The following is a 26,234-nucleotide window of genomic DNA, read 5'->3' on the forward strand; positions in this document are numbered from 1 at the left end:
CCCCCCACACCCCAATTTCTGTCCGCTGCCGGTATTCACGGGCGGCGGATTTGTTGCGTCACTGCATTGTCATCTTTCTGTCATACAGGATCGCTAGGGTGTGCGCATGAATGATCTGGCCAATTCCACAATGACTACGACTTCCCCTCCCAAGCGCATTGACTTCAATACGCCTGAACTGCAACGCAAGCGCCGTATCCGCGCGCTCAAGGATCGCCTGACCCGCTGGTACGTTCTGGTCGGCGGGCTCGCCGTGCTGGCGGCGATTACCTTGATTTTCTTCTTCCTGGCGTATGTGGTCCTCCCGCTGTTCCAGGGCGCGGACCTGACCTCCAAGGACTCGATTACTCCTGCCTGGATGCAGGACGCCGGCAAACCGCTGATGATCGCCATCGAAGAGCAGAACCAGGTGGCGATGCGGATCTCCGACAAGGGTCAGGCGCTGTTCTTCGACATCGATACCGGAGCAGAGCTGCGTCGTGTCGACCTGCCGGTGCCGGCGGGTGCCAGCGTGACCTCCATCGGCGAAGACCAACCCGGCAGCCCGCTGGTGGTGATCGGTCTGTCCAACGGCCAGGCACTGGTGGTGCGTCATACCTATAAAGTCAGCTATCCGGACGGCAAGAAAACCATTTCGCCGGCCATCGAGTACCCGTACGGCGAAACGCCGATTGTGCTCAACGAGCAGGGCGCGCCGCTGGAGCACGTATCGCTCAACGCCACTGATTCGACCCTGTTGCTCGCCGGTTCCACGGGCGCGCAACTGCAGGTGCTGTCGATCACCAGCGAAGAAAACATGATGACCGGTGAAGTCACCAGCGAGCAGACGCGTATCGATCTGCCGCAGATGACCGAGCCGGTCAAAAACATCTTCGTCGACCCGCGTCAGCAATGGCTGTATGTGGTCAACGGGCGTGCCCAGGCCGATGTGTTCAGCCTGCGGGAAAAGAGCCTCAACGGTCGCTACAAGCTGCTTGAGAACGGCGACGCCCAGGTCACCGCCAGCACCCAATTGGTAGGCGGGATTTCCCTGATCATTGGTGACTCCACAGGTGGCCTGGCTCAGTGGTTCATGGCCCGCGATGCGGACGGTGAGCAACGCCTGAAACAGATTCGTACGTTCCAGATGGGCACTGCGCCGATCGTTGAGATCACCGCCGAGGAACGGCGTAAAGGTTTCGTGGCCTTGGACGCTTCCGGCAAACTCGGCGTGTTCCACAGTACCGCTCACCGCACCTTGCTGGTGGACCAGGTGGTCGACGGCCAGGGCCTGTTCGGCATGTCACCTCGGGCCAACCGTCTGATCGTGGAGCAAGGCGGCAAGTTGCAACCGTTGCTGCTGGATAACCCGCACCCGGAAGTCTCGTGGAGCGCGTTGTGGGGCAAGGTCTGGTACGAAAACTACGACGAGCCTAAATACGTCTGGCAATCGACTGCGGCCAACACCGATTTCGAACCCAAGATGAGCCTTTCGCCGCTGACCTTCGGCACCCTGAAAGCGGCGTTCTACGCGATGCTGCTGGCTGCGCCGCTGGCGATTGCTGCCGCGATCTACACCGCGTACTTCATGGCCCCGGGCATGCGCCGCAAGGTCAAGCCGGTGATCGAACTGATGGAAGCGATGCCGACGGTGATCCTCGGTTTCTTCGCCGGCCTGTTCCTGGCGCCCTACGTCGAAGGGCACCTGCCAGGTATCTTCAGCCTGCTGATGTTGTTGCCCGTTGGCATCCTGGTGGCCGGTTTCGTCTTCAGCCGCTTGCCTGAGTCCGTGCGCCTGAAGGTGCCAGAGGGCTGGGAAAGCGCGATGCTGATCCCGGTGATCCTGTTCGTGGGCTGGCTCTCGCTGTACATGAGCCCGTACATGGAAGCCTGGTTCTTCGGTGGCGACATGCGCATGTGGATCTCCCATGATCTGGGCATCACCTACGACCAGCGCAACGCCCTGGTAGTCGGCCTGGCGATGGGTTTCGCGGTCATCCCGAACATCTACTCCATCGCTGAAGACGCCGTGTTCAGTGTGCCGCGTGGCCTGACCCTGGGCTCGCTGGCCCTCGGTGCCACGCCGTGGCAGACCATGACCCGCGTGGTGATTCTCACCGCCAGCCCCGGCATCTTCTCGGCGCTGATGATCGGCATGGGCCGTGCGGTCGGTGAAACCATGATCGTGCTGATGGCCACCGGTAACACGCCGGTCATGGAAATGAACCTGTTCGAAGGTCTGCGCACCCTGGCGGCCAACGTGGCGGTGGAAATGCCTGAGTCGGAAGTCGGCGGCAGCCATTACCGCGTGCTGTTCCTGTCGGCGCTGGTGCTGCTGCTGTTCACCTTCATCATGAACACCCTCGCCGAGCTGATCCGTCAGCGTCTGCGCAAGAAATATTCGTCGCTTTAAGAAAGGTAGAAGTCTGTGAAACAGAACTCCCTGAAAGGATGGTTCAAGAGCGGCGCCCCCGGCGTCTGGATCAGCGGTGGTGCGGTGTCCATCGCGGTCATCATGACCATTGGCCTGCTGGCAGTGATTGCCGTGCGCGGTCTGGGCCATTTCTGGCCGGCGGACCTGATCCACGCCAGCTACAACGTGCCGGGCATGCCCGCGCATCTGGTTGTAGGCGAAGTGGTGCAGAAGGAATCAGTGCCCCGCGAGCGTCTGAAAAGCGCTGGCCTGCCGGTGCCGGACGAAGGCCCCGAGTTCATGACCCGCGAGTTGATCAAGGTCGGCAACCGGGACCTCAACGGCACGGATTTCACCTGGATCGTCGGTGACTGGCTGACCAACCAGACCACGCCGCCGGAGCTGATGGCCATCGAGCGTCGTGAGTGGGGTAATTTCTACGGCTACCTGGTCAACGTCAAAGAGAACGGCAAGGTCATCGCCGAAGGCGAAGCGGCCTGGCCGGAACTGCAAGCTCGCGTGGCCCGGGTCAACAAACTCGCGGCTGAGCTCAAGACCCTGGAAAAATCCGACATCGGCGCAATCAACGCAGGGCTTGAGCGCATTCGTCTCAAAGGCCGCAAGCTGGAGCTGGAAGGCAAGCTGGACGCTGCTGCACAAGCGGACCTGGACGCTGACCGCGCCGAGCTCGATGCCCGCTACAAAGACATCGAAGCGCGTCTGGGCGACCTGCATTCGCAGTTCAACCGCGACAGCCTGACCGCCCGCGATGCCAATGGCAAAGAACTGGAAATCGAGATCGGCAAAGTGGTGCATGCCTACCAGCCGAACGGCATGGGGACTTTCACCAAGATCGGTTTCTATTTCAGCAAGGTCTGGGAATTTCTCAGCGACGATCCTCGTGAAGCCAACACCGAAGGCGGGATCTTCCCGGCGATTTTCGGCACCGTCATGATGACCCTGATCATGGCGATGGTGGTGACGCCATTCGGTGTGCTGGCAGCGGTGTACCTGCGCGAATACGCTCGCCAGGGACCGATGACCCGCCTGATCCGCATCGCGGTGAACAACCTGGCGGGCGTACCGGCCATCGTCTACGGTGTGTTCGGCCTGGGCTTCTTCGTTTATGTGTTAGGTGGTTCGGTTGACCGGTTGTTCTTCCCCGAAGCCCTGCCGGCACCGACATTCGGTACCCCGGGCCTGCTCTGGGCGTCCCTGACCCTGGCGCTGCTGGCGGTGCCGGTGGTGATCGTCGCCACTGAAGAAGGCCTGGCGCGTATCCCGCGTACTGTGCGCGAAGGCTCCCTGGCCCTGGGCGCGACCAAGGCTGAGACATTGTGGAAAATCGTGCTGCCCATGGCGAGCCCGGCGATGATGACCGGCATGATCCTCGCGGTGGCTCGCGCCGCGGGTGAAGTGGCGCCATTGATGCTGGTAGGTGTGGTGAAACTGGCCCCGTCGCTGCCGCTGGACGGCAACTACCCGTACTTGCACCTGGACCAGAAGATCATGCACCTGGGCTTTCACATCTATGACGTAGGCTTCCAGAGCCCGAACGTCGAAGCGGCGCGACCGCTGGTATACGCCACGGCGCTGTTGCTGGTGCTGGTGATTGCCACGCTCAACCTGTCGGCGGTGTGGATCCGTAACCACCTGCGCGAGAAGTACAAAGCACTCGATAGCTGATTTCACACTGATCTTTTGTGGGAGCGAGCCTGCTCGCGATGGCATCACCTCGGTTTTAAAGCCAAACCGAGTTGCCTGAATCGCGAGCAGGCTCGCTCCCAGACAACCGAACCGAATTTGTTAGCACAGGGAGCCTCCCATGCAACACGAGACACAAGCACGCGGCATCAACATGTCGGCCCTGGGCCGCGACAAGCAGAGCCTGGACCTGGCTCAGGAAACCGTCGCCATCGAAGTGCCCGGCCTGAACCTGTTTTACGGCCAGAAGCAGGCGCTGTACGACGTCAGCCTGAACATCCCGAAGCAGCGCGTCACCGCGTTCATCGGTCCGTCGGGCTGCGGCAAGTCAACCTTGCTGCGCACCTTCAACCGTATGAACGATCTGGTGGACGGCTGCCGCGTCGAGGGCGAAATCAACCTCTACGGTAACGACATCTACCGCAAGGGCGAAGATGTGGCCGAGCTGCGTCGTCGTGTGGGCATGGTGTTCCAGAAGCCTAACCCGTTCCCCAAAACCATCTACGAGAACGTGGTCTACGGCCTGCGCATCCAGGGCATCAACAAAAAGCGCATTCTTGACGAAGCCGTGGAATGGGCGCTCAAGGGCGCGGCGCTGTGGGACGAGGTCAAGGATCGTCTGCACGAATCGGCACTGGGCCTGTCCGGTGGTCAACAGCAACGTCTGGTGATTGCCCGTACCATCGCCGTTGAGCCGGAAGTCTTGTTGCTCGACGAACCTTGCTCGGCCCTGGACCCGATCTCGACCCTGAAAGTCGAAGAGCTGATCTACGAGCTCAAATCCAAATTCACCATCGTCATCGTGACCCACAACATGCAACAGGCGGCGCGGGTTTCCGACTACACCGCCTTCATGTACATGGGCAAACTGGTGGAATTCGGCGACACCGACACCCTGTTTACCAACCCGGCCAAGAAGCAGACCGAAGACTACATCACCGGTCGTTATGGCTAGTCGAGGCCGCTGCAAGCCGCACGTTTGACGCGGCGATACAGAAGCGGTGCGGTATCAGGATCAACATTCAACTGCTTGAAGCTTGCAGCTTGAAGCTTGCAACTTTCGCGGAGCGCACAAGATGATTTCGAAGGAAGGCCTTACTCACCACATTTCCGCACAGTTCAATGCCGAGCTCGAGGAGGTGCGCAGTCACCTGCTGGCCATGGGCGGGCTGGTGGAAAAGCAGGTCAACGACGCGGTGACCGCGCTGATCGAGGCCGACTCCGGCCTGGCCCAGCAAGTGCGCGAGATCGACGACCAGATCAACCAGATGGAGCGCAACATCGACGAAGAGTGCCTGCGCATCCTGGCCCGTCGTCAACCGGCCGCTTCCGACCTTCGCCTGATCATCAGCATCTCCAAGTCGGTGATCGATCTGGAACGAATCGGCGACGAAAGCACCAAGATCGCCCGTCGCGCCATTCAGCTGTGCGAAGAAGGCGAGGCGCCGCGCGGTTACGTCGAAGTTCGTCACATTGGCGACCAGGTGCGCAACATGGTGCGCGACGCACTGGATGCCTTCGCCCGTTTCGACGCCGACCTGGCACTGTCGGTGGCCCAGTACGACAAGATCATCGACCGCGAATACAAGACCGCGCTGCGTGAGCTGGCGACCTACATGATGGAAGACCCGCGCTCCATCTCCCGGGTGCTGAGCATCATCTGGGTGCTGCGTTCTTTGGAGCGTATCGGCGATCATGCGCGCAACATCTCGGAACTTGTGATCTACCTGGTGCGCGGCACCGACGTGCGGCACTTGGGGCTCAAGCGCATGAAGGCCGAAGTGGAGGGCACCTCGTCCGAAACCGCTAATGTTCCGGGCGAAACTGACGATAAGTAAGATTGCCCAAGAAAAGCGCCCGGCCTTCTGGTCGGGCTTTTTTTTGCGGCTTTTTTAATCGAAAGCAGCACCCCGCGAACGAAGAGTCCCGGCGTGACTGAAGGTTTTTTGGCAATATGCCATCAGTAAAAGCGGTATGCTTGCCGGGATTTTTTAGAGGTGTATCTGGATGAGTAAGGTCAGTGTGTTGGTCGTGGACGACGCTTCGTTCATTCGTGACCTGGTGAAGAAGTGCCTGCGCAACTACTTCCCGGGCATCCGCATCGAAGATGCGGTGAACGGTAAGAAAGCCCAATCCCTGCTGGCCCGTGAGGCGTTCGACCTGGTGCTGTGCGATTGGGAAATGCCGGAAATGTCGGGCCTGGAGCTGCTGACCTGGTGCCGCCAGCAGGACAATCTCAAGGGCATGCCGTTTGTGATGGTCACCAGCCGCGGCGACAAGGAAAACGTGGTCCAGGCGATCCAGGCCGGCGTTTCCGGCTACGTCAGCAAGCCGTTCACCAACGAGCAACTGCTGACCAAGGTCAAGCAGGCCCTGCACAAGGTTGGCAAGCTCGATACCCTGATGAACAGCGCTCCGACCAAGATGAACTCGGCGTTCGGCAATGATTCGCTCAGCGCGCTTACCGGCGGCAAGGCGGCTCCGGTTGCGGCGGCGGCTCCGGCGGTCAATCCATTTGCCAAGCCTGCTGTCGTTGCAGCTGCCGCGCCCGCCGCTGTTGCTGCTCCAGCCCGCGGCATGCTCAACAGCCCGCCGGTCAAGGCGCCTTCAGCCTCCACCGCCCCGGCTGGCGCCAACCGTGGTCAGGGCCAGTTGCGCCTCTCCAGCGGCACCCAGCAATGCGTGATCAAGGCCCTGAGCCTCAAGGAAGCGCTGCTGCTGGTCAAACGCACCGACACCCTGCCACAGGTGCTGGAAAGCGCCGTGCTGGACATGGAGCAGGGCGACAACGCCGAAACCGCTCGCCTCAACGGTTACTTGCACGCCATCGTTGCTCACGAGCAGACCCCCGACAGCGAATGGCTGCAACTGACCTTCCGTTTTGTCGATAAAGACCCACAGAAGCTCGACTACATCTCCCGCCTGATTGCCCGCGGTACAGCGCAGAAGCACTTCGTACCTGGCGCCTGATTCGGCGGCGTCCTTCAGTCAGTCATCGCGAGCAGGCTCGCTCCCACAGTGATCTCTGTTGTTCACAAAATTTGTGTCCACAGCAGATCCAGTGTGGGAGCGAGCCTGCTCGCGATGGGGTCACCAGCGGCAATAGCGCCCTATCGGCCAACCCATTTTGAAACATCCGTCGACTACGCTGGTCCATCCAGCTGCTAGGCTGCTGTACAGGCCTTCATTTCGACAGAATTCTTGCCCATGTTTTTGCCCCTGCTGTTTGCCTGTGGTCTTGTCCTGGCCTCCACCTCGGCCGTGGCCATGACGATATACAAATCCACCGATGCCAATGGCGTGGTGTCCTACAGCGACCGCCCCAGCAAGGGCGCGCAGGTGTTCGTGTTCCGTGATCGCATGGTCGAACGTCTCGAGCGCCAGGTGTTTCTCGATATCAAGAAACAGAAGGGCGCGGACGCGGTGTTCGTGCGCAACGACTTGTACGCGCCGGTGGAGATCGAATTGAGTTTTGCCGGGCTACGCAACGTCAGCGGGGCACCGAGCCGGCCGATCCGGCGGGTGCTGCCGGCGCGCAGTAACCTGCGTCTGGCGCTGCTCACGGCCACGCGCCCCGGAAAGCCTTTGGTGTATACCCCGCGGTTCGAATACTCCCTGGGCGACCCTGCAGGCACGGCGCAGGCTTATCGCTACCCGCTGCCGTGGCGTGGTGGTCCGTTTCGGCTGAGCCAGGGGGCCAACGGTCAATACAGCCACTATGGCCCCAAAAACCGTTATGCCATGGACATCGCCATGCCCGAGGGCACGCCGATCATCGCGGCGCGCGGCGGCGTGGTGGTCAAGACGGAAAATCACCAGACCGGCCGTGGCACCGACCCGTCGGGCAACTTCGTGCGGGTGCTGCACGATGACGGGACCATGGGCGTGTACCTGCACCTGCAAAAAGGCTCGGTGAGCGTGCGGGAAGGGCAACGGGTGATGGTGGGAACGCCGCTGGCGCTGTCGGGCAATACCGGCAACAGTTCAGGTCCGCACCTGCATTTCGTGGTGCAGCGCAATACCGGGTTGGGGCTGGTGTCGATTCCCTACCAGTTCAATCAACCGGTGGGCGACTTGCCCAACTTTGCGTTGGGCAAGCAGTAAGCGGCTGGCGCCGATCTACTGTGGCGAGGGAGCTTGCTCCCGCTGGGTCGCGAAGCGGCCCCAAAAGCGACGACTGCTTCGCAGCCGAGCGGGAGCAAGCTCCCTCGCCACAGAGATTGTGCATGCCTTGTAGAAAGGTGGGGCTCAATCGAGCATCAACACCTTCGCCAGAATAATCTTCGGTCCTTTCATCTTCTTGATGATGATCCGCAGGCCTTCGACTTCCAGCACTTCTTCCTCTTCCGGCACGCGCTTGAGGGTTTCATAGACCAGCCCGGCGAGGGTCTCGGCCTCGATGTGGTCCAGGTCGATGCCCAGCAGGCGCTCGACCTTGAACAACGGCGTGTCACCGCGCACCAGCAGCTTGCCCGGCTGATAGGCCAGGATGCCGCGCTCGGCCTTGCGGTGTTCGTCCTGGATGTCGCCCACCAGCACTTCGAGCACGTCTTCCATGGTCAGATAACCGATGATGTTGCCGTCGGCTTCTTCAACCAGGGCGAAGTGCGAGCCGCCCTTGCGGAACTGCTCCAGCAGCTGCGAGAGCGGCATGTGCCGCGACACGCGCTCCAGTGGGCGGGTGAGTTCGGCCAGGTTGAACGACTCGGGAATGTGATCCAGGGCCGCCAGTTCCAGCAGCAGATCCTTGATGTGCAGCAGGCCGACGAACTCCTGGCGATCGCTGTCGTACACCGGATAGCGGCTGAACTTGTGGCGACGGAACATCGCCAGGATCTCCTTGAGCGGCGCATTGAACTCCAGCGTCACCAGGTCTTCCCGGGAGTTGGCCCAGTCCACCACTTCCAGCTCGCCCATTTCCACAGCCGAGGCCAGCACACGCATGCCCTGGTCGCTTGGGTCCTGGCCACGGCTGGAGTGCAGGATCAGTTTCAGTTCTTCACGGCTGTAATGGTGCTCGTGATGCGGGCCGGGTTCGCCTTGGCCGGCGATACGCAGGATGGCGTTGGCGCTGGCATTGAGCAGGTAGATCGCCGGGTACATGGCCCAGTAGAACAGGTACAGCGGCACGGCGGTCCACAGCGACAGCAGCTCGGGCTTGCGGATCGCCCAGGATTTGGGCGCAAGCTCACCGACCACGATGTGCAGGTACGAAATGATGAAGAACGCGGTGAAGAACGACACGCCCTTGATCACTTCCGGTGACTCAACGCCGACCGCGCCCAGCAGCGGCTCCAGAACGTGGGCGAACGCCGGCTCACCGACCCAGCCCAGGCCCAGGGAGGCCAGGGTGATACCCAGTTGACAGGCCGACAGGTAAGCATCGAGCTGGCTGTGAACGGTACGCAGGATATGCCCGCGCCAGCCGTTTTTCTCAGCGATGGCCTCGACCCGGGTCGAGCGCAGTTTGACCATGGCAAATTCGGCCGCAACGAAAAAGCCGTTGAGCAGAACCAGGATCAGAGCAAAAAGAATCATGCCGAATTCGGCGAAGAGTGTTGCCAGGGACAAGCCAGGGGAAGGGTCCATGATGGAGTTTTGCGGGTTCCGTATATTCGAAAGGATTGGAAATGAGTGCCTGAAAAGGCAGGCACAAGTCAGCCAATGTAGCGGCTGACTGGGCTGTTGCCTAGTGGCGAGTGCTGGCCGGTCTCAATCGGCGGCGCGGGTGAGGCGCGCGCGAACCGTCTGTGCCGGGGCAAAATGGCAGGTAAACGTACTGCCATGGCCGGGCACGCTGCTGATTTCCATGCGCCCGCGATGCCGCAGTAACACGTGCTTGACGATCGCCAGGCCCAGCCCGGTGCCGCCGGTATTGGAGTTGCGGCTGGAATCGACGCGGTAGAAACGTTCGGTCAGGCGCGGCAGGTGTTTGCTGTCGATGCCGATGCCCGAATCCTGCACGCTCAGGTGTGCGCCTTGGCCGTCGCCCCACCAGCGAACGTGAATCCGGCCTTGTTCCGGCGTGTACTTGACGGCATTGAACACCAGATTGGAGAAGGCACTGCGCAATTCGGCCTCGCTGCCCTTGAGCTGCACGTTAGGGTCGGCTTCAAGGGTGATGGTCTGCTGCTTGGGCCCGGAGAGTTCCTGGGCATCCTCAACAATGATTTGCAGCAAGTCGTCGACAGGCACCGGCTGGTTGTCCGAGGGGTAATCGGTGGCTTCAAGTTTGGCCAGCAGCAGCAGGTCATTGAGCAGGGTCTGCATACGCCCGCTTTGCTGGTGCATCTGCTGCAACGCGCGGCTCCAGCGTGGGTTCACTTCCTCGACATTGTCCAGCAGGGTTTCCAGATACCCGCAGATCACGGTCAACGGTGTGCGCAATTCATGGGAGACGTTGGCGACGAAGTCTTTGCGCATCTGTTCCAACTGATGGATGCGCGTCACGTCACGCACCAGCATCAAGTGCTCGTTGTTTCCGTAGCGCGTGAGGTACAGCTGAATGCGCACCCGGTCATTGGTGGGCGAAGGAATCTCCAGCGGCTCGGCGTAGTTTTCCTGTTCGAAGTATTCCTTGAAGCGAGGGTGGCGCACCAGGTTGGTCACCGGCTGGCCGCTGTCCTGGGGGGTCTTGAGGCCCAGCAGGGTTTCGGCGGCGCGGTTCCACCATTCCAGGTTGCCATCGCTGTCGAGCATGATCACCGCGTCCTTGAGCGCCGCAGTGGACTCCTGGACCCGGTCGATCACCGCTTGCAGGCGGCCACGCACGCGCTGGTCACGCCGTTGCAGGTGATAGATGCTGTCGAATACCTCACCCCACAGGCCATAGCCGTCGGGCGGGGCCTCGTCGGGTTTATGCAGGCGCAGCCACTCATGCATGCGCAGCAGTTGCTTGAGCGTCCAGGCCAGGTACAGCGCCAGGCCCGCAGCCAGACTCCAGCCGTAGAAGCCGGTGATCAGGCCCACGACCAGACAGCCGGTCACTAGCAACAACATGTGGCGAATCAGGGTGCCATGCCAGTTTTGATTCAATTGAACGCGCGTCCTTGTCAGCTTGTCGGGCGGTAAGGGCTCGGGTCAGGCCTTGGTCGAAAAACGATAACCGGTGCCGCGCACAGTTTGTACCAGATTCTCATAGGCATCGCCGAGGGCTTTGCGCAGGCGACGAATGTGCACGTCCACGGTGCGCTCCTCGACATAAACATTACCGCCCCAGACCTGGTCCAGCAGTTGCCCACGGGTATAGGCGCGCTCCTGGTGAGTCATGAAAAATTGCAGCAGGCGGTATTCGGTCGGGCCCATCTCGGCGGGTTTGCCGTCGATGGTCACGCGGTGGCTGATGGGGTCCAGCAGCAGGCCGCCGACTTCAATCGGTGCCTCGCCATCGGTCGGACCGGCGCGCCGCAACACGGCCTTCAGGCGTGCCACCAGCTCCCGAGGGGAAAACGGCTTGGTGATGTAGTCGTCGGCACCGACTTCCAGGCCCTGGATCTTGTTGTCTTCTTCGCCCTTGGCGGTGAGCATGATGATCGGGATATCACCGGTCAGCTCATCGCGCTTGAGGCGTCGCGCCAGTTCAATGCCAGACGTACCGGGAAGCATCCAGTCCAGCAGAATCAGGTCGGGCTTGCGGTCGACGATGATGGCGTGGGCCTGTTGGGAGTTTTCTGCTTCCATGCAGTCATAGCCGGCCATCTCCAACGCAACGGCGATCATCTCGCGGATGGGCGCTTCGTCGTCGACGATCAGAATGCTCCTGCCAACCATGGGGTAATCCTCTTGTCATTTAACTGTCTTGCGCCGCATTAGATAACGGAATTATTGCAGTCGTGTGACACTTGTTTCGGCACCCGGCAGTGTAGAGGATCCTGGACTAAGCTTTTGAGTCCGATTCCTGACAACTGCAAAAGAAGGTTTCCATGACTTACCTTACCCAATCCATCAAGGCTCTGGGCCTGGCGGTTGCCTTGGTGCTGCCGGCGCTGGCGTACGCGGCTGACGAACCGGCGATGATCAAAGATGGCATGCTGACCGACCACAAGGGCATGACGTTGTATACCTTTGAAAAAGACCAAGGCGGCAAGTCAGCGTGCGTCGCCAAATGTGCCGAGAACTGGCCACCGCTCAAGGCTGAAAGCGCTGCCATGCCCATGGGTAAATGGACCGTGATTACGCGCGACGACGGGTCGTCGCAGTGGGCCTACGACGGCAAGCCGCTGTACACCTTCGTGAAGGACGAGAAAGAAGGAGACAAGACCGGTGACGGCGTAATGGGCGGTGCCTGGAAGGTTGCCAAGCCCAAGTAGCTGATCGGTGCTAAAACGCTTTTGTGGCGGGGGAGCAATCTCTCCGCCACAAAGATTTTCATGACCGTGGGTTCAGCGCTGGGTCAGCGGTCTCACCGCAACGCGTAATCCAGCACAATCCCCACGAAAATCGCCAACCCGGCCCAATGGTTGTGCAAAAAAGCCTTGAAGCAGCGCATCCGGTCTCTGCTGCGGGTGTACCAGAATTCCCAGGCAAAACACCCGGCAGCGGCCACCAGCCCCAAGTGGAACCAGCCGCCCAACTGGAATTTCGCCCCGGCCAGCAGCAGGCAACCCAAGGCCAAGCCCTGCAGCGTCAGGATGATCACCCGGTCGGCATCGCCAAACAGAATGGCCGTGGACTTGACGCCGATCCGCAAGTCATCGTCCCGGTCAGTCATCGCGTAATAGGTGTCGTAACCCACCGTCCATAGCAGGTTGGCGATGTACAGCAGCCAGGCCGCCGCCGGCAGATGCCCGGTTTCGGCAGTGAACGCCATCGGCATGCCCCAGGAGAACGCTGCCCCCAGCACCACTTGCGGATAGTAGGTGTAGCGCTTCATGAACGGGTAACTGAACGCCAGCGCCAGCCCGCCGAGGGACAGCAAGATGGTCGGTGCATTGGTGCACAGCACCAGCAGGAAGCTCACGCCCATCAGCACCGCGAAGAACACCAGCGCCTCTTTCGAACTGATCTTGCCGCTCACCAGCGGGCGCTGTTCGGTGCGTTTGACGTGGCCGTCCACCTTGCGGTCGGCCCAGTCGTTGATCACACAACCACCGGCGCGAGTCAGAACCACGCCAAGCACGAAAATCACGATGTTGGCCAGGGACGGCGAACCTTCCCCGGCAATCCACAAAGCCCACAACGTCGGCCATAACAGCAGATAGATGCCGATGGGCTTGTCCAGGCGCGTCAGTTGCACGAAGTCCCACGCCCGCGGGTTCAGGCGGTTCAAGGATTTGAGCAGTTGCACGTACATCAGCAGTTCTCCGAATAGGCGCGGGCGACGGTCCACAGGCGCGGCAGGAAAATTTCCGCCACCAGCACACTCAACGTTCCGCGATCAAAACGCGAACGGCGGCCCCACAGTTCACGAGCGCGCACCTCAGCCGGCAACCATTGTTCGGGGTAATGGCAAACCTCGATGGCCCGGCGCTGGAACGCCTGGTCGCAAAACAGCAACTCGCCCAGAGAGCGACTGCCCAGCTCGTCCATCTGCAAACCGTCGCCCTGCAACGCGCTACGCGCCGCCACACTGCGGGCAAACACCCAGGCCTCGCCATGGCCGCGCAGATACACCTCGCGTACCCAGCCTTCGCTGCCCTCGGCCAGATCCAGCGCGGCACATTCATCGGCACGCAAGGGTTGCCAACCTTCGAACAGCGGCGTCACGCTGAAACGCTCATCCGACAGCCGCGTCAGGCGCCGGGTCAGGGACCCTTCGTCGAACAGCCAGTCGAGCACACAGGCGTCAGGGCGAGGCGACAGCAGGGGCTGGGGCAACCATTGGAGTGTAGGAAATATCGAATTTGTATGCGGCACAGAGGTCTTGAATGGCAGCAAATGAGGCCGCGAGCTTACCATGTCGGTTGGCGAATTTGATTCAGCGGGGCGGTCTTAGCGTCGATCATGCTTGCATCTATCGCGACCGATCAGTACAAAACGCCCTGAGCCGGAAGGGGCAGCTTTACATCGACCCAACATACCGGCAAATGCCGACACCTGAGGAAGTACCTGAATGAAAAAGTGGCAATGTATTGTCTGCGGCCTGATCTACGATGAAGCCCTTGGCTGGCCGGATGACGGCATCGCGCCCGGCACTGCCTGGCAGGACGTACCCGAAGACTGGCTCTGCCCGGACTGCGGCGTGGGTAAATCGGATTTCGAAATGATCGCTATCTGATCGTTTCCTGCATGGAGAGCTACATGGAGAGCAACATGAGTGCACCTGTCGTCATCGTCGGTACGGGCCTTGCCGGTTACAACCTGGCCCGGGAGTTTCGCAAACTCGACAGCGAAACTCCGCTGCTGCTGATCAGCGCCGATGACGGTCGCTCCTACTCCAAGCCGATGCTCTCCACAGGCTTTGGCAAAAACAAAGACGCCGACGGCCTGAGCATGGCCGAGCCGGGCGCCATGGCCGAGCAACTGAACGCCGAAGTGCGCACCCACACCCGCATCAGCGGCATCGATCCGGGCCACAAACGCTTGTGGATCGGCGAAGAAACGGTGAACTACCGCGACCTGATCCTGGCCTGGGGCGCAGAAACCGTGCGCGTGCCGGTACAGGGTGATGCCTCGGACCTGATCTTCCCCATCAACGATCTGGAAGACTACGCACGCTTTCGCGCAGCGGCTGCCGGCAAGCGCCGGGTGCTCTTGCTCGGTGCCGGGCTGATTGGCTGCGAATTCGCCAACGACCTGATCCTGGGCGGTTACGAAGTGCAACTGGTCGCGCCGTGCGAGCAAGTCATGCCGACCCTGCTGCACCCTGCGGCCGCTGCGGCGGTACAGGCCGGGCTGGAAAGCCTCGGCGCGCGTTTCCACCTGGGGCCGGTGCTCAATCGCCTGCAACGGGTGGCCGACGGGCTGGAGGCGCACCTGTCCGACGGCCAGGTGATCGCCTGCGACCTGGTGGTCTCGGCCATCGGCCTGCGCCCCCGCATCGATTTGGCCGCCGCTGCCGGCCTGGTGGTCAATCGCGGCGTGGTGGTCGACCGCCACCTGAAAACCTCCCACGCCAACATCTACGCCCTGGGCGACTGCGCCGAGGTCGACGGCTTGAACCTGCTGTACGTCATGCCGCTGATGAGCTGCGCCCGCGCCCTGGCCCAAACCCTGGCCGGCAACCCGACCGCCGTGCGCTACGGTGCCATGCCAATTACCGTGAAAACCCCGGTGTGCCCACTGGTGGTTTCGCCACCGCCACGGGGCAGCGAAGGCGTGTGGAGCGTTGAAGGGCAGGGCAGCGACATCAAGGCCCTGTGCCGCGATGCCAACGGCAACTTGCTGGGCTACGCCCTGACCGGCGCGGCGGTGATGGAAAAACTGGCACTGAACAAAGAGCTTCCAGCGCTGCTGGCGTAAATGCCAGTCCTTCTGTCGTAAATACCCTGCTTTCGGCGCGACAAAGGCCACCCTGACACTGGCGCCGCCTGCGGCCCCGTGCCATCCTCACTCCCGTCTGCCGCAGAGTAGAGCCTGCGGCGCCTTAGGGGCTGTTTCCATGAGTACAGCCCAGACATAACAACAAAAAAACCGTCAAAAGGGGCTTCATTCATGCGTAAACCAGAACTCGCCGCCGCCATCGCGGAAAAGGCTGACCTCACTAAAGAGCAAGCCAACCGCGTCCTCAACGCCGTTCTCGAAGAAATCACCGGCGCCCTGCACCGCAAGGACAGCGTCACCCTGGTAGGCTTCGGCACCTTCCTGCAGCGCCACCGCGGCGCGCGTACCGGCAAAAACCCACAGACCGGTGAGCCGGTGAAGATCAAGGCCAGCAACACCGTCGCCTTCAAGCCGGGCAAAATGTTGAAGGCCAGCGTCAATCCATAATCGCCGCGGGTTCCCCGGTTAGGGGGCAAGCGGTAGAAAAAAAGGGCATGCCGATTGAGTCGGATGCCCTTTTTTTATGGCTTTTTCCCGAACGTCGAAGGCCCCAAACCGCCAATGTGGGAGCGAGCCTGCTCGCGATGGTCGCCTGTTGGTTGGGCGAGGGGATTTATCCCCGCTCGGCGGCGCAGCCCAGATTAACGCCCGTATACCTTCTGCAACTGCGCCTCTGTCAGCGCATCCTCGAACGGCACCGGCACTGATTTCACCGCGCCGTAGAGGTTGCGATAACGCCAGTAACTGCCGTTGTGGGCCAATTGATAACCGCGCTCGACCACGCGCTGACCATCGAGCACATAACGCAAGGTTTCCTGGGCGGCTGGCGGTGGGGTCGGCAGCATCAGGTCGGTGGTCAGCACGCGCATCGATTCGTCGATGCACTCGTCCAGCACCGCCGTGACTTGCGTCAGATCCAGGCTGCCATCATCAATGCAGCGGCTGCCGCAACGCCGAATCGGCTGGCTGGTGACTTCGATGCGCATGCGGTACAGCGCCGAACCGGCAATATCCTGGACCTGCACCTGATTGATCAGCACGAAACTGCCGCGATCGGGGGTGAGCATCAGTTTAGGTTCGACCAGTAGGCGCGCGGTCACGGGCCCCGCTCCCTGCTTGAGGCCGGCCGCCAGCGAAGCCTGCTGGAAACGCTGTTGCAGACGTTCCTGCAACGGTACGCCCGCCAACAGGTCGGCCAGCGGGCGCGACTCCTTGGCCGCAGCGGTTTCCGCATCCCGCTGCAAGCTGCCGCTGCCCATCTGGGTATTGATCAGGCTGGCGACCAGCAAACCGGCAAGCCCGGCGGTGTTGCCGGAACTGGCGATCAGATTATGGCTCGACGACGCGGCCTGCTGCGCGGCCTTGGCGTCGACCACAGTGCTGGCCCCCACGAACGCCGGCGGTAGTTGTACATCCACCTTGACCCCATGGGCCTGGACGTAAGTCACCGCCTCTTGCGACTTGAAACCGGCCGGCGGCGCAGGCTTCTGCGCGCAACCGGCCAGCACCAGCAGGGCCAGCGTGGCGGCCGCTAACAGCGCCCGTTTCATTGTTGTTCGAACGGGGTGATCATTTGCTGGCGGCTGGTATCCATCGCCTGGTAGAAGGCGTTGGTCAGATTGGCGTAGTTGGGCTCGTCCCACTCACCCTGAGCGGCCTGCACAACGGCAAAAGGTTTGAACCACAGCAGCTTGTTGTCGGCCAAATCAACCACCATGCCTTGCCCGCCCACCTGCGCCATCGGCACGCTGGTCGGCACGACGCTGTAATAGCTGCGAGTGGCGCCGGTAGCCAGAATGTTGACCAGCAACAGGCGATCCACCCCGTAAGTCGCCTTGAGCGGCGTCAGGTCGCGGACCGTGTAGCCTTCGCGGAAACTGACTTCCTTATAGACCTTCAGATCCACCGGCTCGTCGATTCGTTTGGCCTTGTAACCCTTGGCCTGCAACTTGGCGACAATGGCGTCCGGCAGCGTGTTGAGGTCCTTGACTTGCCATTTCTCGACACTGTCGCTGAGCGTGCTGTTAACACCCTTGTTGATGGCCAAATCCAGAAGACCCTGGTTGCCGGTCAGCGCCAGCACAGGCTCCGGCACCACGGTAATCGCCACGCCGATAGTAGGCTCCTTGGCGTCCCAGAATTGATGATCCAGTGGTACTGGCGGTTGAACGTGGGCGCAGCCGGTGAGCGTGAGGCAGGCGAGTAACGTCAGTGCAGCGAGAGTGCGGAAGGTGTGAAAAGACATGCATCAAGTCCTTATGATTTAAAAACGATGCTGCCTGTGTCGGCAGCATTGGGCGGAACAATAGTGGCAGATTGATATTTTTCTGCAGAATTACAGGGCGCGCGGGAGGGAACTGGCAAATTTTGAAGCCGCGTGGAGGTTATCCGCGTGGTTCTATGGGGCGAATACGGGCTTGTGCGGTTCATTCCGACGGGCAGCTACGGGCCCAGAGTGTGTAAAAACGCTTCGCCAAAATTGAGGTGTGCGCGTCTACGTGAAATCTGAAATTTATTGGCACGTCAGCAGATGTGGATTTTGCGTAGAAGCGCGATTTCCAGTCCGGATTTGAGTACCTGTCGCGCTGAAAAACGTTTTTACACAGCCTCGGCCAAAAGCAGACCATGGGCATGTTGCTACACTCTCCTCTAATGTGCCAAAAGCCATGTCGCCTTTCCGCCTCACCTAATTTCGTGTTTCTGGAGTAACAATCAAGAAAAACAGAGGTTACGCATGAGCAAAGAAGCCTATAAGGCACAAACGAAAAACAGCATTGAAAATACCGACTAAACCAAATTTTCATTTATTAAAAAATATTAGAGCGTTGGCTGCAATGAACAACCGAATCGGCGACAACCTATTTCACTTTGGCGCAAACGAAGAGCTTGTGCGTGAACTGATGTCGGTCGGTGTGAAATTCGTAATAATCGGAGGCCTTGCTGTCGCTTGGTATTGTCCCGAGCGCCAGGCTGATGATCTAGATCTTCTGATCGAGCCGAGTTTAGAGAATTCAACTCGAATCTCGTCGGCTCTCGCAAAGCTTCATCTATCAGGCTTCTCCGCTGACTCCTTCACTCGGCTTGGCCTGCAGGTGCCGCTGAAGGGTTCCTACTATGCAGAGCTGATCACGCCAACACAGGGGTTGCCAACTTACTCCGAAGTCGAAGCTGACGCTCTTCCTGCCAAGCTCTTTGGTATGCCCGTTCTGGTGGCCTCTATCCCGGCTCTCATCGCTATGAAGAAGATTGCAGTTTCAACACTAGCCGAGCAGTCAGAAAAGCATCTCAATGACATTGCCTTACTGCAGAAGTGTGCTGCCAAAACTCTCCTTCAATGAGACGCGGATTGAGAAAGTCCGGTACGATCCGCACTATCGCACAAGAAGATTCAAATACTATTATTCTTTTGTTCTTTTTCTCGTTTTTGTATCGACATTCGAACTAGTCTAACCCGTTCCGAACTTAGCGGAGAGTGGAATGGTCTTCTTTTTTTGGGAATTGAAATGCCCCAAACTATATTAAAGGCTTTCTTGTGATCATCCCGAATATCGAGAGTTGCAAGCCTCGCCCGCAAAACATCTGAGCGCAAGATAACATCCCTAAGCACGCCATAATCTGGAGATGCCAGTGCTTGATAATATATATACTTGACCTCATATGCCGTAAGCTGAGAAACCACGATGCGCCAATATGCCTGCTTCCTTTGCTCAGACTCTAATTCATCCTCAACCAGAATAAGAATATTAGCTAGCGTTTCAACATATCTGGACTGTCTAAAATAAACAGACTGGATCATTGAAAATAGGTGATAAAGATATTCATCTTGAGCAGCAGGACTTATATCATCCGAGAATGCTCGTAACCCCATACAGGCATCATCGAATCGCTTGTTAAGGTAATTTAAGGCGTCTATGCCAAAAATTCGCTCTGATTGACTTCCGACTTTACGGATCGAGAGCTCGCGTAGATTTTCCTTATACAAAGAAAGCAGCTGATAAAAAGAGCTTTCAAAGCGCTGATGATTAAAGGTTAAGCTTTGTAATTTCAATTCATTCCTTGTTTCTTCGAGCTCTTTCCTATTTAGCTGTAACTCCTCTCTCTGAAGAAATACTGTTGACATCAGCCCCATAAAAGCCAGACCTGTAAAAACAGAAGTTAAAACACCAAAACTATCGCCAAAAGTACCCGCCTTATCCAGAGACCATTCACTTATTGGCCAGGTCACCACCACTATCATCAACGCATATAAGACAAAAGCTAATATGATGCCAGCTGCCGAGAGCTTAACAAACCTAGATACTAAAAATGATTTTTGCTCGCCACTCACAGCTACACTCCACAACCTTGATTATCACAGCAAACGCTACTTTGAGCTAAGCCCCCCGCTCTAGCGAACAGAAAACAAATTCCTTTTGCGGGCTGTTCGCCTGGCAGAATAGCAATTGTAGGACTTTATTTAATTGCGAGTTTTTCTTCCCCGCATGCTGCCAATAAAGAGTTAACCCTTTTAACTCTCATAAAACGCTCTTTTGTCCTAGAGTTCATGCTCTTTTTGTATTCTTCTCGGACTATATTCGTTTCCGTATCACCTCTTAGTTCGCCGTAGAATTTATGTAATTCAGCTTTGTAGCTTTGAACAGACTTTCCGTTGATATTTAAGATAAGGGCAAGCCCCCAAAGACCATAAAGATGAGATACGCCGCTAATGCGAGAGCCAACGTAATCTAGCTCCAGAGAGTTAAGCTCGTCACATATCGATAAAGACAAGCTTAGCGCGTCTTTAAAGTCTTCATCGCAATACTTTAGATACAAGTCATCAAGTATCTTCTGGCTTGAGCCAATGACTAAGCGCTGATGTGAAGATAGTAGGCATTCAGAACAGAATTCTTTGTCCTCCATTCGTGCGAGATCGGTGACTCCTAAGCGCTCGATGAAATATTTGTGACCGCGAAGTTCCTCCACTGATTTTATGATATTAGTTGAGTGGTATTGGGCGTTTCGAAGCTCTTGGCCATTTAGTGCTTCGCCATTACGATTTAATCTGTCAAAAACTTCTTCGATAAGCCCTTGATCGGATGGATCCACATATTCTACTGGGAGGTCGTACTTCCAAAACGCCGCTTTGAACTCTGCCAAGCGTTTATCTGAGCTGAGATCCTTAAAATAACTACCATCCAAAATTCCTTCTTCCTCAACAGGCCCATATTCATTGGCTGCTGGGATTTCATTATTGATGAAGCGAGCAATTGCAGTTAATCGCTGCTTGCCGTCAATGACGTCGAATGTAGTTGTACCTGTATCACTGTCAATTTTTCTATGCAAAAAAATTGGTGGTATAGGAAAATTTCGCAATATGCTATCTATCAAATAGCTTTGCTTTTCGTCGGACCAGACTGAGCGACGTTGATAGGGTGGATCATAGTTGAATTTATTCGCTTGGTTTTGTTCATGAAAACTTGCGATGGATATGGTTGTGGTATTGCGATCTAGTTTTTTAATCACTTTATCATCCTCGCAAGATGTTTTGGATTGGAGTATGAATGGTACGACTTAAACAAACTGCAACAGACTGCTTCAAAGTGTGCATTTGGGAAGGGGTTAACTGAGATTACTCGTGCCTTACGCGAAACCTCCCCTAGAAGCATGTCTATCTCCTTACGGTCCACATGCCAATAGCTTAGACCATAAATGATAACAATGTCATTCTCTTCTAATTTCTTTGCTGCCTCAATAGCCTTATCCCAGATCTGTCTAATCCAGCGATGTTTGTATCTGTCTGACTCTCCAGCTGGAGGCAATATCCCGACTAATGGATAGTGCTTGTCCAAATCCTCATATTTAACCGCAAGCTCGTCTATGCCCCCTTCAGTAAAACTAGCTTCGTAGTTTACCGAGAATGCAGTGTTATCAATGGCTGACTTTCCGCAAAAAGTTATTGAGCCATGAGGTTTATGGATCGTAACTTTGGAGTTTTGATCTTCATCAAGTAGGGGTATTGAAAATGCGATGCCCTTCGCTTGAAGAGTCCTCTCAAGAAAAGCGTCGTAATTAAAATTTATTATATCAACACTGCTTATATTGTCATCTTTTGCGGCTTCAATAAGCCAATCAATTGGCTGACTGGCATCATCACTGGAAAAGAAGTTTTCTGATAGCAGGGTAGTATCATAATGCACAAACAGATATCTCAGATAAGCTACAAGCTCTTTGTATGCACGTATATATATTCCATCTTCAAGTGATGCTGGGTCGGCTAAGCAGCATGCATTTACAGCGGTAATAATCTGCTCTATTACATCATATGAGTTTTGTGGCGAAGTTGTTTGCCGTGCGCCGAGCGCCCACAAATTTGGGCAATGTTCATAGCTAAGGAATCCAGGTTTTCCCGTTGCAGGCCATGTCACATCACATCCCATCGAGAAAAGGTTAGAGAGATCGACGCATTTGTGTATCTGATTCAACATTGAAATAGACAAGCCATTTCCAGCTACAAGCAATATCTTCATATTATATCCATATTTTGCCGGTATTCCTGGGGACGTAATAGGGTTGAAGTCATTAGAGACGCTGGAGGACCATGAGATGTGCACCTTCTGCTGTCTGAACTGACCAATAAACTTTATTTGGGTTAAAGAATTTCGTGGGTGCATTTTTGAAGAAGAGACGATATCGAATTGCCATGCAAATTGTCTATACGTGTATTTTCTCGACAATCATTGAGCGCTATAATTTTGCGCGCTAATTAAAATTCATTTCAACGTGCTTGGCTATTGCTGTTCGCCAGAAACCTGGACCGTACGTCCGCAATTGGCCGATTGCTGCCGGTCACGAATGGTAGCTCATGGCCGATAGCAGGCGAGGATCAACAGCCGTTAGTACTTGGGCCGTTTTGCTACGTGTCTGTAGGTGATGCAGCGAAACGAAAGCGCAGCCCAGTGATGAGATGAAACAGGCTCGCTAGGAAAGCTGCGGTCAGACGCATATACGTCAAACCCGACGCAAGACGTCGGGTTTGACGTCGGATGGGTTGTTATCGCGGATCGACGTTATCCAGCACCCGGTTCGCCAGCAATGAACTCAGTTCAATCAGTTGCTGGACACCGAGGGCGATGTGGCGGCGGGGGCCTTCGAGGTCGAAAGCCAGATTGCTGATCATCGCGTCGGCGGATGCCAGGTTTTCGCTGAGGTTGGCGAGCAGGCATTCGTTGTCGGCGTTTTTTGCCACGGTGAAAAGCTGGCCCGGTTTGGATGCATTTTCGGACTTTTCCGGTTTCGGTAGCAGATAGTGATCCAAGACGCGTTTGGTGGTTTCGTCGTGCTGTTTGTTTTTTCGACCTGGATGAGGAGACGTTGAGTCAGTTTCAGGAGGATTTGGAGTAATTTTGAACATCGTTGCGTTACCTCTAATGAGTAGGCCGCAACCATCTCGCTACTAAACGAAAGGAGGCAGCTGTGCGCAAGTTAGTAGACCGGTAGAGGTAACGGATCCCGGCGCGCCCGAAGGCGCCATGCGCACAGCCACCATCGAGTGCAGGCAATGCCTGACTGATGAGACTCATGCAACCGTTACTACTACCGGGCTACTAAACCCGACCACTGATGGGCAGTGGCAGGGAAACGATAGAACCCGTGGGCAAGGCGCACAAGCGGGCGGATTCTGGCGTAGTTGTAGGCAAAGGCGCAAGGATGCGTAGCTTGATGGAAAAGCGGTGCTGAATAGGTGGGGAGGGTAGCCATGACACGAATTCTGCCTTCGCCAATGCGTCTCCTTCGATGGCATCGGGCGAGCGTCGTATCAGCGACTATCGCAAATACTCGCAGGTCGCTATCACCTGGAACGCCTGCTCGGAGCAGGAGGCATGGGGATCGTGTACCGCGTACGGGACCTGCTACACGAACAATACGGTGATCCCGATCCGTACATTGCGTTGAAAATGCTCAGTGAGCAATTCGATGGCTCGCCTGACGCGAGCGCGCTGCTCTACAGCGAGTTCGCCCTGAGCAGGCGATTGCATCACCCGAACGTGTTGCGTCCATACACCTTCGAAGTGGACGCTGACCATCGACGGGCTTTTATCACCATGGAACTGATGCGTGGCTTGACCTTGGACCAACTGCTTTGCGAGCGGCCGCTGGGTTTGCCCTGGCATGAATTGCAAGCCATCGCCGCGCCGCTGCTCGACGCCTTGGCGTATGCCCACAGCCGGGGCGTGCTGCACGGGGACATGAAGCCAAGCAACGTCATGCTCAGCGAGGAGGGGGTGCGTTTGTTTGATTTCGGCTTGGGCCTGGCGCAAGAAGGGCCTTTGAAGAGCCTGCCAAACCTGAGTCGAGATCGCCTCAACGCCTGGACCCCGAGCTACGCCGCCCCTGAGTTGCTTGACGGCGCACCGTTGTCAGAGGGGGCCGATGCCTATGGGGTGGCTTGCTTACTGTATGAGCTGGCGAGCGGCAAACACCCGTTCCGCCGTTTACCTTCAACCCAAGCTCGAGACGCCCGCATGGAGCGCGAACTCAAAGCTCCGCGCAATTTGCCCAGGCGTTGCTGGGCGGCGTTGCGCTTGGCGCTGACGTTTGATCCGGGACAGCGCCGCATTACTGCGGCGCAGTTGCGTGACGCCTTGGGTGCTGAGTCGTCCTGGTGGTGAGTTGGTTGCGAGCAATGTCATGAGCGTGCCGGCAATGCATCTTGTGGCCGGCAAGCCATGTGCATTCCCTTAGTTTCGGCTCTGCTGGAAGCTCCACTCCTCAGCCCGAACTAGCCGGCAGAACGGCCCTTCAAGAGTCGCATTGTGATGAGCAACGATGTCCTTGGCTTTCATTACTGGCGTGTCTGAACAGGTATGGCCTTCGGCGACAAGTACCGCGTCGAAGCCAAGATCACGAGCAGCACGACAGGTGCTATCGACGCAGTATTGGGTTTTCATGCCAGTGATCACCACGCCGGTAGCCCCGAGAGACCGCAAATTGTCCGCCAGGTCGGTCATTTCAAAGGCGTTGGGCCGCCGTTTTTCGAATACCACCTCTTCACCCAGAAGCTTCAGTTCCTGCGCAACCATCGTCAACGGGCTGCCTGGTCCGATTGGAGATCCATCGGGCCCAATGTGGCGCGCGAGAAAAATCGGGGCGCCAGCGTTGCGTGCCTTGTCCATCAGGGTATTCACTGTTGCCAACAACTCTTCGCAGCGCCATGGTTTTTCCGGGCCGTGAACAAGCCCGACTTGGATATCGAGTATCAATAGGGCGTACATGAGTGCATCTCCTTGCGTTTGAGCCAGCGACACAAGGGCGTAAAAAAGGCCCTGTCCATCGCTGGCGGGCCTTTGAAGTTCGTCTGCTATTGGCTCACGATACCTCGCACGCTCCGCTTTCAGCGGTCGTGGTGGTGGTAGTCGAGGTGAGGCAATAATGGGTCATAGCTCGACACTAGCACACAAAACCCCAAAAAAAGGCGCTTCCCCACTCAAGGAGAAGCGCCATCTTTTTAAGTGAACAGCATTCCGCCGGCTGGCGGGGTTGCTTATCAGGCCGTTGCAGGCCGCAGCGAGTAGGTCTTGAGCTGGTCAGCGAAGTCGCGCAGGGACTGGATGCCGCTGGCCTCGGCTTCGTGGATCCATTCCTTGATGGCCGCGAGCATGTCGTGGCCGTTGCTGCTGGTCTTGGCCCAGATCTGCTGCAAGGCCAGGCGTTTTTCGTAGATCACCTTCAACGCCTGACTGTGTTCCAACATGCTCTGGATGCGCGCGTGGTGACGCTCATCCAGCAGGCTGGTTTCCCGCGATAACAGGCGTTTGGCCCGGTGGAATTGGTGGCGGACCGAGTGATCGACCTTTTCCAGTTCCTGCTTGACCAGCGGCGCGATGACCAGCCTGCGGTACTGGGCCATGATCTGGAAACGGTTGTTGAGGATCGCCATGGCGGTGTCCATGTCCAGATGCCCCTTGCCCTCGACACGGTGGGCGATCGGCGCGACGCGCTGGACCTTGGCCAGGCGCAGGAAACTGAATACCTGGATCCAGGCCCAGCCCAGGTCGAACTCCCATTTGCGTACCGACAGCTTGGCCGAATTGGGGTAGGTATGGTGATTGTTGTGCAGTTCTTCGCCACCGATCAGGATGCCCCAGGGCACCAGGTTGGTCGCCGCGTCGCGGCATTCGAAGTTGCGGTAGCCCACGGCATGACCCAGGCCATTGACCACGCCCGCGGCCCAGACCGGAATCCACATCATCTGGATGGCCCAGATGGTGATGCCGATGGTGCCGAACAGCAGCAGGTCGATGACGCCCATGATCGCCACGCCCATGAGTGGGAAGCGGCTGTAGAGATTACGCTCGATCCAGTCATCAGGGCAGTTCTTGCCGTAGATGCGCAGGGTTTCGGGGTTTTCCGCTTCGGCGCGATAGAGTTCGGCGCCTTTGCGCAGCACGGTGGACAGGCCTTTGATCACCGGGCTGTGGGGATCATCGACGGTTTCGCATTTGGCGTGGTGCTTGCGGTGGATGGCGGTCCACTCGCGGGTGTTCTGCGCCGTGGTCAACCACAGCCAGAAGCGGAAGAAATGTTTGAGGCCGGCGTTGAGCTCCAGGGAGCGATGAGCCGAATAACGGTGCAGGTAGACCGTGACGCCAATGATCGTGACATGGGTCATCAGTAGGGTGACTGCCACCAGTGACCAGGGCGACAAGCCAAGAAAACCTTCGTACCACATAGGCTATAG

Annotated in this window: 24 protein-coding genes and 1 pseudogene; 12 read left to right on the forward strand and 13 right to left on the reverse strand. The window is 57.7% G+C overall.

All coding sequences use genetic code 11. The features are described from left to right. Positions 1 to 358 precede the first annotated feature (358 nt). The 6 genes from BW979_RS03885 (at position 359) to BW979_RS03910 (ending at position 8,200) form a co-directional block, all read left to right on the forward strand. A complete protein-coding gene (locus BW979_RS03885) occupies positions 359 to 2,392 on the forward strand; it encodes an ABC transporter permease subunit (protein WP_172833810.1) in 2,034 nt (677 codons plus the stop codon). A 15-nt stretch (positions 2,393 to 2,407) separates the two neighbouring features. Next, entirely contained in the window at positions 2,408 to 4,078 is a 1,671-nt protein-coding gene (pstA, locus tag BW979_RS03890; protein WP_047226723.1) for a phosphate ABC transporter permease PstA, read from the forward strand. A gap of 139 nt (positions 4,079 to 4,217) precedes the next feature. Then, positions 4,218 to 5,051, forward strand: a complete 834-nt coding sequence (gene pstB / locus BW979_RS03895) for a phosphate ABC transporter ATP-binding protein PstB (protein WP_047226724.1) — start codon at positions 4,218 to 4,220, stop codon at positions 5,049 to 5,051. Between the two features lie 121 nt (positions 5,052 to 5,172). Next, a complete protein-coding gene (phoU, locus tag BW979_RS03900; RefSeq protein ID WP_047226725.1) occupies positions 5,173 to 5,934 on the forward strand; it encodes a phosphate signaling complex protein PhoU in 762 nt (253 codons plus the stop codon). 169 nt (positions 5,935 to 6,103) lie between these two features. Then, entirely contained in the window at positions 6,104 to 7,066 is a 963-nt protein-coding gene (locus BW979_RS03905; RefSeq protein WP_047226726.1) for a response regulator, read from the forward strand. A 237-nt stretch (positions 7,067 to 7,303) separates the two neighbouring features. Further along, positions 7,304 to 8,200: a peptidoglycan DD-metalloendopeptidase family protein gene (locus BW979_RS03910; protein ID WP_047226727.1), complete on the forward strand. Its 897-nt coding sequence runs from the start codon at positions 7,304 to 7,306 to the stop codon at positions 8,198 to 8,200. A 144-nt stretch (positions 8,201 to 8,344) separates the two neighbouring features. On the opposite strand, the gene BW979_RS03915 is transcribed toward BW979_RS03910, so the two are convergent. The 3 genes from BW979_RS03915 to phoB all read right to left on the reverse strand — a co-directional run bounded on the left by BW979_RS03915 (position 8,345) and on the right by phoB (position 11,866). Continuing rightward, a complete protein-coding gene (locus BW979_RS03915) occupies positions 8,345 to 9,685 on the reverse strand; it encodes a hemolysin family protein (protein ID WP_076383211.1) in 1,341 nt (446 codons plus the stop codon). Between the two features lie 123 nt (positions 9,686 to 9,808). Further along, positions 9,809 to 11,095, reverse strand: a complete 1,287-nt coding sequence (gene phoR / locus BW979_RS03920) for a phosphate regulon sensor histidine kinase PhoR (protein ID WP_230682609.1) — start codon at positions 11,093 to 11,095, stop codon at positions 9,809 to 9,811. A gap of 81 nt (positions 11,096 to 11,176) precedes the next feature. Further along, positions 11,177 to 11,866 (reverse strand): phosphate regulon transcriptional regulator PhoB, encoded by a 690-nt coding sequence (gene phoB, locus BW979_RS03925; protein WP_003177195.1) that lies wholly within the window; start codon positions 11,864 to 11,866, stop codon positions 11,177 to 11,179. A gap of 152 nt (positions 11,867 to 12,018) precedes the next feature. On the opposite strand from phoB, the gene BW979_RS03930 reads away from it, so the two are divergent. Further along, positions 12,019 to 12,405, forward strand: coding sequence for a COG4315 family predicted lipoprotein (locus BW979_RS03930; RefSeq protein WP_076383212.1), 387 nt, complete (start codon positions 12,019 to 12,021; stop codon positions 12,403 to 12,405). A gap of 92 nt (positions 12,406 to 12,497) precedes the next feature. On the opposite strand, the gene ubiA is transcribed toward BW979_RS03930, so the two are convergent. Further along, positions 12,498 to 13,388, reverse strand: a complete 891-nt coding sequence (gene ubiA / locus BW979_RS03935) for a 4-hydroxybenzoate octaprenyltransferase (RefSeq protein ID WP_076383213.1) — start codon at positions 13,386 to 13,388, stop codon at positions 12,498 to 12,500. Continuing rightward, positions 13,388 to 13,951 carry a chorismate--pyruvate lyase family protein gene (locus BW979_RS03940; RefSeq protein WP_047226791.1) on the reverse strand — a complete coding sequence of 188 codons (564 nt, stop codon included), beginning with the start codon at positions 13,949 to 13,951 and terminating at the stop codon, positions 13,388 to 13,390. The genes ubiA and BW979_RS03940 overlap by 1 nt, the downstream gene beginning before the upstream one ends. A gap of 196 nt (positions 13,952 to 14,147) precedes the next feature. Between BW979_RS03940 and BW979_RS03945 the strand changes: the two genes are divergently transcribed. The 3 genes from BW979_RS03945 to BW979_RS03955 all read left to right on the forward strand — a co-directional run bounded on the left by BW979_RS03945 (position 14,148) and on the right by BW979_RS03955 (position 15,964). Then, positions 14,148 to 14,312 carry a rubredoxin gene (locus BW979_RS03945; RefSeq protein ID WP_047226732.1) on the forward strand — a complete coding sequence of 55 codons (165 nt, stop codon included), beginning with the start codon at positions 14,148 to 14,150 and terminating at the stop codon, positions 14,310 to 14,312. Between the two features lie 35 nt (positions 14,313 to 14,347). Further along, positions 14,348 to 15,496, forward strand: a complete 1,149-nt coding sequence (locus BW979_RS03950; protein ID WP_047226792.1) for an NAD(P)/FAD-dependent oxidoreductase — start codon at positions 14,348 to 14,350, stop codon at positions 15,494 to 15,496. A gap of 192 nt (positions 15,497 to 15,688) precedes the next feature. Beyond that, complete coding sequence (locus tag BW979_RS03955) at positions 15,689 to 15,964, forward strand: HU family DNA-binding protein (RefSeq protein WP_047226733.1); 276 nt, start codon at positions 15,689 to 15,691, stop codon at positions 15,962 to 15,964. Positions 15,965 to 16,158: 194 nt separating this feature from the next. Here BW979_RS03955 and BW979_RS03960 read toward each other — a convergent pair whose 3' ends face one another. Together BW979_RS03960 and BW979_RS03965 are read right to left on the reverse strand one after the other, a co-directional pair. Beyond that, the gene (locus tag BW979_RS03960; protein ID WP_076383214.1) at positions 16,159 to 17,067 is read right to left on the reverse strand and encodes a hypothetical protein; all 909 of its coding nucleotides are present in this window, start codon (positions 17,065 to 17,067) and stop codon (positions 16,159 to 16,161) included. After that, positions 17,064 to 17,762 carry a hypothetical protein gene (locus BW979_RS03965; protein ID WP_076383215.1) on the reverse strand — a complete coding sequence of 233 codons (699 nt, stop codon included), beginning with the start codon at positions 17,760 to 17,762 and terminating at the stop codon, positions 17,064 to 17,066. The genes BW979_RS03960 and BW979_RS03965 overlap by 4 nt, the downstream gene beginning before the upstream one ends. A gap of 529 nt (positions 17,763 to 18,291) precedes the next feature. On the opposite strand from BW979_RS03965, the gene BW979_RS03970 reads away from it, so the two are divergent. Beyond that, positions 18,292 to 18,855: a hypothetical protein gene (locus BW979_RS03970; RefSeq protein ID WP_156893486.1), complete on the forward strand. Its 564-nt coding sequence runs from the start codon at positions 18,292 to 18,294 to the stop codon at positions 18,853 to 18,855. Between the two features lie 50 nt (positions 18,856 to 18,905). Here BW979_RS03970 and BW979_RS03975 read toward each other — a convergent pair whose 3' ends face one another. The 4 genes from BW979_RS03975 to BW979_RS03990 all read right to left on the reverse strand — a co-directional run bounded on the left by BW979_RS03975 (position 18,906) and on the right by BW979_RS03990 (position 22,907). Further along, a complete protein-coding gene (locus tag BW979_RS03975) occupies positions 18,906 to 19,844 on the reverse strand; it encodes a hypothetical protein (protein WP_076383217.1) in 939 nt (312 codons plus the stop codon). 125 nt (positions 19,845 to 19,969) lie between these two features. Continuing rightward, positions 19,970 to 21,019, reverse strand: coding sequence for a DUF262 domain-containing protein (locus BW979_RS03980; RefSeq protein ID WP_172833782.1), 1,050 nt, complete (start codon positions 21,017 to 21,019; stop codon positions 19,970 to 19,972). After that, positions 21,016 to 22,023 (reverse strand): hypothetical protein, encoded by a 1,008-nt coding sequence (locus tag BW979_RS03985; RefSeq protein ID WP_156893489.1) that lies wholly within the window; start codon positions 22,021 to 22,023, stop codon positions 21,016 to 21,018. The genes BW979_RS03980 and BW979_RS03985 overlap by 4 nt, the downstream gene beginning before the upstream one ends. A gap of 524 nt (positions 22,024 to 22,547) precedes the next feature. Continuing rightward, positions 22,548 to 22,907: a DUF6124 family protein gene (locus BW979_RS03990; RefSeq protein ID WP_076383219.1), complete on the reverse strand. Its 360-nt coding sequence runs from the start codon at positions 22,905 to 22,907 to the stop codon at positions 22,548 to 22,550. Between the two features lie 383 nt (positions 22,908 to 23,290). Between BW979_RS03990 and BW979_RS03995 the strand changes: the two are divergent. Continuing rightward, a pseudogene (locus tag BW979_RS03995) lies at positions 23,291 to 24,165 on the forward strand (serine/threonine-protein kinase). Between the two features lie 69 nt (positions 24,166 to 24,234). On the opposite strand, the gene BW979_RS04000 reads toward BW979_RS03995, so the two are convergent. Beyond that, positions 24,235 to 24,768, reverse strand: coding sequence for a cysteine hydrolase family protein (locus tag BW979_RS04000; protein WP_076383220.1), 534 nt, complete (start codon positions 24,766 to 24,768; stop codon positions 24,235 to 24,237). 272 nt (positions 24,769 to 25,040) lie between these two features. Further along, a complete protein-coding gene (gene desA, locus BW979_RS04005) occupies positions 25,041 to 26,225 on the reverse strand; it encodes a delta-9 fatty acid desaturase DesA (protein ID WP_076383221.1) in 1,185 nt (394 codons plus the stop codon). Positions 26,226 to 26,234: the final 9 nt, after the last annotated feature.

Source organism: Pseudomonas sp. A214 (assembly GCF_900156295.1).
Taxonomy (GTDB): Bacteria; Pseudomonadota; Gammaproteobacteria; order Pseudomonadales; family Pseudomonadaceae; genus Aquipseudomonas; species Aquipseudomonas rhizophila.